The sequence below is a fragment of the Periweissella ghanensis genome (genome assembly GCF_918814755.1).
GTDB lineage: Bacteria > Bacillota > Bacilli > Lactobacillales > Lactobacillaceae > Periweissella > Periweissella ghanensis.
The window spans coordinates 1-9,368 of sequence record NZ_CAKKNT010000042.1; the positions used below are offsets into that span (position 1 = coordinate 1).

The window sequence follows — 9,368 nt, forward strand, 5'->3', positions numbered from 1 at the left end:
TTAAAATTAAATACTCTTAATTTTAATTGATTGAGGTGGCTCAATGTTATTGATTATTTTTGGTATACATTTATTGACTAAAAATGGCTCACTTTAGTTTAGCAGTCACAACCGGTATTGGTTTATTATTTTATAAATATTTTTTAGTAAATAATAGTCATGATTTAACGTATATTTTACTTATTTGTCTTCTAATCAGCCTGATTATTTTATTTATGTATCGCGAGACAAGTTTTTTGATTGCTCTTGTTGCTTTTCAAAGATTTATCTACGATCGGTGGCTTACTAAAGTCGTGTTACATGCCGAATTGCTATATAAATCAACCTTACAAATATCAAGCGGTATGTTTCACCAAGCAGTGCTTTTTACGCTTGCCTTTTTGTCATTAATATATTCGCATCAGCCTACTACTATGTTAATTCAGCTGTTAAGCCAGACATCCCCTACACCTATCTTATTGAACATTATCAACCCAATCCATTTATGTTTAAATATCGGTATTGGGGTTCTGATACTCATCACAATTACTAATAATTATTACCAATTGAAATAATTATTAATTACAGTGCATATACCAAATATAATTAAGCTAATTTATTTCCGCTTTTTCAAGAATTATCTTTTTTACATTCTCTACATCGCCATCCACGATAGCCTTAAAAATTTCGTTGTGTAATTCAGTGTTATCAGTGAAATCTGTAGTCCTTAAAACTTGTTGTCCTAAATATGCTCGAATGTCCTCAATGATACTGTTAAACCATTTAATTAAAAATGGATTTTTAGTCAAGCTAACAATCGTTCGATGAAATTCTAAATCCATATTCACATATTCTAAAAATTTTCCTTTTGCTAATAATTTATTGCGAGTAAATAAAATTTCCTTTAATGTGAATAATTCATCGTTTGTTAATTGCATTTGTGCACATTTAATCGCTGCTGTCTCTTCAATCATCGTTCGTGCTAATACTAATTGGCTGGTTGTAAACGCGGTTTTAAATTCAGTGGCATTAATAAATGTTCCTGAGCCTTGCTTAACGGTTAAAATATCAGCAAACGATAATATTTTAACCGCTTCACGCAATGTTGAACGGCCAATACCTAACGCAATAGCCAAATCCTTTTCTCTAGGTAATTTATCGTTTACTACCAATCTCTTGTCTTTAATAAAAGCCATTATATCATCAATTGCTTTATTAACTAGACTACGATCACTTGCCATCTTAAGTTCCTCTATTTCGGTCAATATAATTAACGTTGATAATATCAAAAATAAAAGTATAAAACAATATTGATACTGTAAAATTATCTTGCTATTCGCATAAGTACAATCCAGATGGTTTCACATCAAAGCAGTAGCATCAAAACGTGCCAACCCTATCAGATGGCTAAGCGTATTGGCAGTAGCGCCAAAATGCGTTCTCTCAAGGCAAAACTTTGCGCCAATCCAAAAATCCACCCCGATGGTTTCACATCAAGGCAGTAGCGTCAAAACGTGCCAACCCTATCAGATTGCTAAGCGTATACAAAAAACGACCTTGATGCTTTGCATCAAAGTCGTTTTTCTAGTACCCTACGCTATCTTAACGATAGGTTTGGCACTCTTACTTCTTTTCAAGGATCTTCTTATCAGTAACTTCAAGTTCAGTGTTGAAAGTGTAAACAACAGGTTCACCAGTAGCCATTTCGAGGTTCAAGATATCGTCATCAGAAATGTTTTCGATGTACTTGCTCAAGGCACGCAATGAGTTACCGTGGGCAGCGATGATGATGTTCTTGTCATCCTTTAACTTAGGAGCGATTTCGTCTTCCCAGAATGGGATAACACGGTCCAAAGTAACCTTCAAGTTTTCACCAGCTGGTACAGTGCGTGGGTCAAGGTCAGCGTAACGACGGTCGTTAGCAATTGAACCTTCATCATTAACGTCTTGCATTGGTGGCAATACGTCATATGAACGACGCCAGATGTGCACTTGATCGTCACCCCATTTTTCAGCGGCTTCAGCTTTGTTTTGACCTTGCAAAGCACCGTAGTGACGTTCGTTCAAGCGCCAAGTCTTAGTTTCAGGAATCCAAAGTTGGTCTGATTCTTCAAGTGCGAAGTGCAAAGTCTTGATAGCACGAGTCAATACTGAAGTGTAAGCGAAATCAAATTCCAAACCTTCTGCCTTCAATGAACGACCTGCGTTCTTTGCTTCTTCAACACCTTGTTCTGACAAGTTAACATCAACCCAACCAGTGAAAAGGTTCTTTAAGTTCCATTCACTTTGTCCGTGACGAATCAAAACTAATTTAGCCATTAGGATACTACCTCTTTTTTTAAATGATTTTTTATACAATTTAGATTATAACCGATTTTGCTCACTAACGCACACTAAAAACAAATTCAAATGGTAAAATCCACTAAAATTTATTAACCTAAACACAAAAAAATCCAAGCTAGGAGCTAGCTCGGATTTGGTTATTTATTTACATTGCAGCTAACAATAATGCAAAGCCCCAGACACTGAGGAGCCCGACTATTACTGATAGGAACATTGACCGTGTATAGTATGCAACAATCACGACAATTAAAGCCGCTAAGTACATATTATAGTTACCAAGCGTAACGTGGTAACTGTGGTCAACGAATAAGTCTTTGGCAATCAATGAAGTGAACAATGCAACTGGCATGTAGTTCATCCATTCATTAAACCAAGCTGGTACTTTTCGTGTTGTGAAAAATAACATGGGGAAGTACCGTGGGATTAAGGCAGCAATCATCCCGAAAAAAACAATCATTAAATGCCGTTTGGTTTCTGCATCCATGAACTTGAATCTCCTCTAATTCTCTGCTTCGCTAATTTGTTCCATCTCACGGGCGCGGGGATTTTTAATCCGTTTTAACATCGCGCTATCGCGGTAGTTAGCTTTTAAGTAACGTTCCAAGAAGTAACCAGCTGTTGCGGCAACTAATGTTCCAACAATCAACCCAAGCGTACTCTTAAGTAAGACTACTGATAACACCGAAACGACTACCGAAATAATCACGGGCACAAATAAAATGCGCCGTTTAAGTTGCATTGTTACCATGTACAAGAACATTGCGGTCAAAGCAAAGTGTACAATTGGCAAGTCAATCGTAATCTTAGTCCCTAAGAAGCCCCCAATAATATTTCCGACCGTCCATGAAAGGAGCGAGAAATATTCAACTAATAAGGCATCTTTAGCGGTCCAATTCTTATCTGTTGAAAACTTAAGGTAGTTAACCGCATAGTTTTCATCATTCATTGAAAAGGCAAACCGGAAAATGAACGGTTTAGTTTCATTTCTAAGATATTTTGACAAACTTGTTCCTAACAATGCATACCGTAATTCCAGGAAGAACAATAGCAAAGTAATTGTGAAAACTGGGGTCCCCGTAATGATTGCAGATGCAATTAAAAATTGGGCACCACCAGAAAAGACAAATAATGAAACTAGGACAATCATCCAAACAGCAAAACCACCAGTTTTTAATAAAATACCGGCGGCAATTCCTATTGGTAAGTAACTGATCATTAAAGGCAAGGTAGCCTTGAATGCTTTTAGCCAGTGTGGCTCATTTGTATGCTCGTTCATATTGACTCCGAAAATAATTCAATCATGTATTAAAACAGTAAATTAATTGTATCATACCAATACAGGTAATTTACCTTTTCAACAATTTTAGCGTGATAAACCTAAAATGTAAGCGTTATCTCTCATAATTATCTAATAAATTAAAAAAATACTACTTTAAATCTGGCAGTATTACCCCGATTTAAAGTAGTATTTGGTCCCAATTATTATTTGGTAACTTGATATTCAGCTACTTTCTTGGCTAAATAATCATGGAGCTTAGCTTGGGGGTATAATCCGGAAATTTTTTCTTTCGCGACCCCATCTTGGAAAATCACAAGTGATGGAATACTCATCACGTGGTAGGTTTCAGCCAATTCAGTTTGACCGTCAACGTTGACTTTACCAAAGGTGATTTGATCAGCAAAGTCACTTTCTAACTGGTCAAGAATTGGATTCATAATTTTACATGGGCCACACCAATCGGCCCAAAAATCAACGACTACTAAGCCAGTTGCGGTAGCTTCACTTAAATTTTCTTGTGTAATTGCAATTGCCATGATAATACTCCTTATCGTTTTAAATTAACGGGAAATTGAGTTGGTAAGGTCGCAGAGAGATTAACAATCTGACTACTAAAAGGTAGATGGAGCTCAACTTGCGCACTATGTAACATCATGGGCTCGCCAAGTTGCGTGGTTGGATTATATAACGGATCACCAATAATTGGATGCCCGATACTGGCTAAATGCACCCGTAATTGATGGGTGCGACCTGTCTCTAATTGTAACCGAACCAACGTATTTTGAAAAACGCTATGCACTTTTGTCCAATGAGTGATTGCCGGTAAGGCATTATCACCATCAATTTGCCGTTTGCGCGGATCAGCTAAATCTTGGCCAATTGCCGCTTCAATGATTCCATTCGCCTCGGTAAATGCCCCACTAACCCATGCTAAGTAAGTACGTTTAATAATTTTATTAGCAATTAATTGATTCAAAATGGGAACCACAATTGGGTTTTTAGCAATAATTAACGCCCCGGATGTTGCTTGATCAAGCCGGTGAATAATGTAGGGGTGTTTATTTTGCGGTGCTAAATAGGCTGCCACAAAATTCATTACAGTATTGGTTTCCCCCGCGTAATTGGGATGGGTCTTGTAACCGGCGGGTTTATTAACAACTAATAAATCTGCATTTTCAAAGATTACGGGCACTTTTACATGATCATCAACCACATAACTTGAAGTTGCTGTTACAAAATCATCATCAATAAAGTTAAACGTGATGACATCCCCAACTTGTAAGGTTGTCCCCGTATGTTGATACGTGCCGTTAATTAAAACTGCCCGCCGTATCCGCAAGTTACCACGAATGCGTCGTGGTACATGCCAATTAGCTAATTGATCTTTAAGTGTCGTCCCCGCTTCAGCTGCGGTAATTGTTACTTGATACGGCCATCCCATTATTAATCATCCGCCTTTCCTAAAGCCTTAATTTTAGCATATCTATGCCGAAAGCTCATAATTTCTATGGTCATCTTTACAATTCACTTAAAAACAGTTATATTGTTGGTAACGGAATTGCTTTCCGTAAAAAAATTTAATATTTAAAAGCATGTTATCTGGGGTGCGAAGAGCTGAGAATTACCCATTGAACCTGAACTAGTTAGTACTAGCGGAGGAAGATACGCTTATTTTTGTGCAATTATGCCTATCGTAAGCCAATTTTCATTCGCCCTTTGTGAATGGAAGTTGGTTTTTTGTTTTTTAAACTTACGATAATTGTGTTTTTAAATTTGGAGGTAGTCGAACTATGCAAGCAACAAAAAAATCATCTGGATGGCACTTACGTGATGTCATCATGTTAACTTTGATTGCGATTTTCTTTGGATTTATTTTCTGGATTTGGGCCTTTGCGTATGACGCGGTTGCCGCAACGCCCCTCAAACCATTTGCCAATGACATTACTTTAGGGGCTTGGATTATGGCGGGCCCCTTAGCGGGGTATCTCCTTCGTAAAGCTGGGGCTTCGTTCTTAGGTGAATTTTTAGCAGCCTTTGCGGAAATGATTATCGGCTCACAATGGGGTGTTTCAACCTTACTTTCTGGTTTGATTCAAGGTATCGGGGGTGAACTTGGTTTTGCGCTTACTGGTTACAAAAAGTGGAATGGCTTGAGCTTAGTCCTCTCAACATTAACTAGCACGATTGTAACATTCGGTTACGACCTTTATGCTAGTGGTTATGCTTCATATAGCTTTGGGATGTTGATTGTGTTATTCGTTATTCGCTTCCTCTCAATTGGTTTCTTTGGTGGGGTGCTAGTTGCCGCCATCACCAAATTAATTGATAAAGCTGGCATTTTAAACCGCTAATTCCAGCTGACACATATTAGCTTCATCACGGCCGTTGGCGCCAGTTTGTGGTGCACTCACTCAAAATCAATTTGCTTGGACACAATTGATTTTCACCACAATTGTCCGGCGCTAACGGGTACATACCAATTACAAACGAACGAGGATTTTTAATTATGTCTGTGCTCACGACTCATAACTTAAGCGTTGCTTACCAAGAAGACGCGACCCCCATTATTGCCGACGTTAACTTAACAATTGATGCTGGGACTTTCAACCTTTTAATCGGTCCATCTGGGAGTGGTAAGTCAACCTTACTAAAATCCTTAGCCGGCCTTTACCCTGAATTTGGTGGTTATCTTACTGGTGATATTCGCCTCCAAGGCCAAAATATTAATGACCTAACCATCATTGAACGGGTTAAAAAAGTTGCCTTGTTATTTCAAAATCCGAGTGAACAATTTGCGATGACGACCCCTTTTGATGAGTTAGTTTTCACCTTAGAAAATCTTCAAACTCCGCCGGCCGAAATTGAAAATCGGGCCTTAGCAGCGTTAGAATTTGTCGGCATTAGTAATTTCAAACATCAAAATATCCAGACCTTATCCGGTGGTGAAGCACAAAAAGTAGCGCTTGCGATTTGTTTAGCAATGGATAGTGATATTATTTTACTTGATGAACCATTCGCCAGTGTTGATCCAACCGCACGCTTAGAGTTACTTGAGAAACTCCAACAATTACAACAGGCTGGTCGGACAATTATTATTTCTGATCATGATTTGGCCGGCTATGCCGATATTATTACAAAGATGTACACAATTGAAGGCACCAATTTGGTACAAGTAACTGATCCGACCAGTTACTTTGCAAAATTTACGCCGACGCCAGCAACTTTTCAACCGGTTACGACGGCGAGTGTTTTTGAATTAAATCAACTGAGCTTTAAAACCGGGACGCGGACGCTCCTACAAGCCATTAGTTTACCAATTGCACAGGAAAAGTTCACCTTAATTACTGGGCCTAACGGAGTTGGTAAATCAACTTTCTTTACCGCCCTCACGCGGTTGAAAGCCTATGATGGCCAAATCAGTTATTTGGGCACCGATATTCAAAAAATTAAATTACCAAAATATGTTCGTGAAGTTGCCCTTGTTTTCCAACATGCTGAACAGCAATATCTTAAAATGACGGTCATGGACGAAATTGAATTGAGTTTAAAGCATGCCCTTCATCCTGATTTATGGACAACTGCTAAAATTGATGCCACCCTTGACCAATTAAACATGGCTACCTTAAAAGAGCATGTTGTCTATCAATTATCCGGTGGGCAAAAAAAAAAGTTGCAAATTTTACTAATGCTCATCATTGGTACACCCGTTTTATTATTTGATGAACCGTTGGCCGGACTCGATTTAGCATCCGTCCAAACTATTTTTGCGTTATTAACGACCACTGCGGCGGCACAAAAACAAACTATTTTAATGATTAGCCACCAATTAAGTGGCGTCACCCAATATTTTGACCACCACTTAATTTTTGATAACCAAACTTTAACTTACGAGGTACACTAACCATGAATGCTAGTCTTAAAATTGCGGTCGCCTTGTTGATTAGCTTGGAAATCTCATTTACTAAATCAATTAGTCTTAATATCGCCTTGATTGTTTGTGCAATTATTTATCTACTATTTAAACAGGTTAATTGGAAGCTGATGTTATATAGTATCTTCTTACCAATTTTACCCGCCTTTGGTTCATGGTCATCCCTCTACTTTTATGGGACCGGTGACCACGTTCATATGGCGTTTGTCTTGTTCACGCGGATTTTTGCATATATTTGGATTGGTAGTTGTTTTACCTTCACGACTAATATCGATGAGCTATTAAAGTCATTGGAACAAAATTTCCGTTTACCAAATACGTTTGTCTACGGGGTGTTAGCAGCGTTTAACTTTTTACCACGCATTGCCCAAGAGGTTAAAACGATTCGCTTAGCCGCTCGAATGCGGGGTGAAGTTTTACATTTTTATTCACCCCAAATTTTCTTTAAAGCGATTTTGACGTCCTTTAATTGGTCAAATAATTTAGCTCAAGCAATGCGCTCACATGGTTTTGCAGAAGGTGAACGACGTACCCACTACCACGTAATTAAAATCCCTACGTGGAATTGGTTGGCGGCAGCGGCGATATTAATTGCCGTCCAAGCGTTTTTATTTATGTCACCATTTAATTAATTTGTTATAGTAGAGGTATATGATTCCAAAACTAGAGATTTAGGCAGATGATACCATGATAAAAGAAATTACACATTTTAATAAATTTAAATGGTTGCAAGTATCTGATCCAACCTCAGACGAACGCACCGAACTAATTGAGCAACATCATTTAACTAATGAATTAATCTTCTATGCGACCGACCCAAATGAGAGCGCCCGGATGGAATATGACGTGCATAACGATACTAAATTAATGATTTTTGACGTGGTCACGCTAGATGGATCTCAAGCCGTAACGAGCCCGATTGGCATTATGTTTCGGGAAGGTTTTTTATATACTTTTACACGTGAATCAACTGAATTTATCAACGATGTTTTAATTAGCCCGGATAACCATCAAGTTGCCAAACCTGATGATGAAATCGAAGCAATTGATGTCGTATTAAACGGTTTGTATTCCTTAGTAACTGACTATGTAACGGCTTTAGTCGGTATTAACCGGCGCCGTAAAGGGATTCAAGAACGCTTAGCACATGCGCGGCAAGTTCAAAAAGAAATCAATGCCCTGCTTGAATTGGAAACCAACTTAATTTACTATTTAAATTCGCTCCAATCAGATATTGTCTTACTTGAAAACCTTAAACGGCACGATGCCACTAAATTATCAACACTTCAATCAGAACATATTGATGATATTTTAGTCGAACTCCGCCAAGCTACTGATATGGCAACAATGGCTCAAGATGTGGTCACTTCGGTTTCAGGTGCTTATTCAAACTTAGTTAATAATGATTTGAACTGGACGATGAAATTATTGACGGTCTTTTCAATTTTACTAACCGTGCCTACGATCGTTTCCGGGTTTTGGGGAGAAAACGTCCCCTTACCATTGATGCATAACCCATATGGTTGGATGATTACGATTGGGATTATGGCCCTTATTATGCTGATTTTTTCATTCTTCTTGTGGAAGGGCGGATTATTTAGAAAATAGAGCGCGAACCTTAGTGGGAGCTTCTGAGCACTAACGTTACAAGCCAGTAAATGCGGGTTTAGCATTTTACGGCTTGTAAGTTAGGCGGAGGAAGATGCTAAGGTGAGCGCGTTTTAATAGAGCGCGAACCTTAGTGGGAGCTTCTGAGCACTAACGTTACAAGCCAGTAAATGCGGGTTTAGCATTTTACGGCTTGTGAGTTAGGCGGAGGAAGGTGCTAAGGTGAGC

10 protein-coding genes and 1 riboswitch are annotated in these 9,368 nt (G+C 38.5%); of the genes, 4 read left to right on the forward strand and 6 right to left on the reverse strand.

Features of this window, described 5'->3' with window-relative positions; translation table 11 throughout:
• Positions 1–590: 590 nt before the first annotated feature.
• From LQZ76_RS09550 to LQZ76_RS09575, 6 genes are all read right to left on the reverse strand, one after another.
• Positions 591–1,220 carry a FadR/GntR family transcriptional regulator gene (locus LQZ76_RS09550; RefSeq protein ID WP_230099485.1) on the reverse strand — a complete coding sequence of 210 codons (630 nt, stop codon included), beginning with the start codon at positions 1,218–1,220 and terminating at the stop codon, positions 591–593.
• Positions 1,221–1,602: 382 nt separating this feature from the next.
• The gene (locus LQZ76_RS09555; RefSeq protein ID WP_230099486.1) at positions 1,603–2,298 is read right to left on the reverse strand and encodes a 2,3-diphosphoglycerate-dependent phosphoglycerate mutase; all 696 of its coding nucleotides are present in this window, start codon (positions 2,296–2,298) and stop codon (positions 1,603–1,605) included.
• 169 nt (positions 2,299–2,467) lie between these two features.
• The gene (locus LQZ76_RS09560; RefSeq protein ID WP_230099487.1) at positions 2,468–2,806 is read right to left on the reverse strand and encodes an AzlD domain-containing protein; all 339 of its coding nucleotides are present in this window, start codon (positions 2,804–2,806) and stop codon (positions 2,468–2,470) included.
• A gap of 15 nt (positions 2,807–2,821) precedes the next feature.
• Positions 2,822–3,598 carry an AzlC family ABC transporter permease gene (locus LQZ76_RS09565; RefSeq protein ID WP_230099488.1) on the reverse strand — a complete coding sequence of 259 codons (777 nt, stop codon included), beginning with the start codon at positions 3,596–3,598 and terminating at the stop codon, positions 2,822–2,824.
• Positions 3,599–3,804: 206 nt separating this feature from the next.
• Positions 3,805–4,137, reverse strand: coding sequence for a thioredoxin (trxA, locus tag LQZ76_RS09570; RefSeq protein ID WP_230099489.1), 333 nt, complete (start codon positions 4,135–4,137; stop codon positions 3,805–3,807).
• An 11-nt stretch (positions 4,138–4,148) separates the two neighbouring features.
• Entirely contained in the window at positions 4,149–5,042 is an 894-nt protein-coding gene (locus LQZ76_RS09575) for an RluA family pseudouridine synthase (protein WP_230099490.1), read from the reverse strand.
• A 149-nt stretch (positions 5,043–5,191) separates the two neighbouring features.
• A riboswitch (TPP riboswitch) is annotated at positions 5,192–5,279 on the forward strand.
• A gap of 112 nt (positions 5,280–5,391) precedes the next feature.
• On the opposite strand from LQZ76_RS09575, the gene LQZ76_RS09580 reads away from it, so the two are divergent.
• From LQZ76_RS09580 to LQZ76_RS09595, 4 genes are all read left to right on the forward strand, one after another.
• A complete protein-coding gene (locus tag LQZ76_RS09580) occupies positions 5,392–5,952 on the forward strand; it encodes an ECF transporter S component (RefSeq protein WP_230099491.1) in 561 nt (186 codons plus the stop codon).
• A 155-nt stretch (positions 5,953–6,107) separates the two neighbouring features.
• On the forward strand, positions 6,108–7,502 hold the full coding sequence (locus LQZ76_RS09585) for an ABC transporter ATP-binding protein (protein WP_230099492.1): 1,395 nt from the start codon (positions 6,108–6,110) through the stop codon (positions 7,500–7,502).
• 2 nt (positions 7,503–7,504) lie between these two features.
• Positions 7,505–8,164, forward strand: a complete 660-nt coding sequence (locus LQZ76_RS09590) for an energy-coupling factor transporter transmembrane component T family protein (RefSeq protein WP_230099493.1) — start codon at positions 7,505–7,507, stop codon at positions 8,162–8,164.
• Positions 8,165–8,219: 55 nt separating this feature from the next.
• On the forward strand, positions 8,220–9,140 hold the full coding sequence (locus tag LQZ76_RS09595; protein WP_230099494.1) for a magnesium transporter CorA family protein: 921 nt from the start codon (positions 8,220–8,222) through the stop codon (positions 9,138–9,140).
• The last annotated feature ends 228 nt before the right edge of the window (positions 9,141–9,368 follow it).

What these genes read in the sequence shown, in the direction of transcription:
- LQZ76_RS09590 (WP_230099493.1), top strand. Translation starts at nt 7,505, where the DNA reads ATGAATGCTAGTCTTAAAATTGCGGTCGCCTTGTTGATTAGCTTGGAA.
- LQZ76_RS09575 (WP_230099490.1), bottom strand. Translation starts at nt 5,042, where the DNA reads ATGGGATGGCCGTATCAAGTAACAATTACCGCAGCTGAAGCGGGGACG.
- LQZ76_RS09565 (WP_230099488.1), bottom strand. Translation starts at nt 3,598, where the DNA reads ATGAACGAGCATACAAATGAGCCACACTGGCTAAAAGCATTCAAGGCT.
- LQZ76_RS09555 (WP_230099486.1), bottom strand. Translation starts at nt 2,298, where the DNA reads ATGGCTAAATTAGTTTTGATTCGTCACGGACAAAGTGAATGGAACTTA.
- LQZ76_RS09595 (WP_230099494.1), top strand. Translation starts at nt 8,220, where the DNA reads ATGATAAAAGAAATTACACATTTTAATAAATTTAAATGGTTGCAAGTA.
- LQZ76_RS09585 (WP_230099492.1), top strand. Translation starts at nt 6,108, where the DNA reads ATGTCTGTGCTCACGACTCATAACTTAAGCGTTGCTTACCAAGAAGAC.
- trxA (WP_230099489.1), bottom strand. Translation starts at nt 4,137, where the DNA reads ATGGCAATTGCAATTACACAAGAAAATTTAAGTGAAGCTACCGCAACT.
- LQZ76_RS09560 (WP_230099487.1), bottom strand. Translation starts at nt 2,806, where the DNA reads ATGGATGCAGAAACCAAACGGCATTTAATGATTGTTTTTTTCGGGATG.
- LQZ76_RS09580 (WP_230099491.1), top strand. Translation starts at nt 5,392, where the DNA reads ATGCAAGCAACAAAAAAATCATCTGGATGGCACTTACGTGATGTCATC.
- LQZ76_RS09550 (WP_230099485.1), bottom strand. Translation starts at nt 1,220, where the DNA reads ATGGCAAGTGATCGTAGTCTAGTTAATAAAGCAATTGATGATATAATG.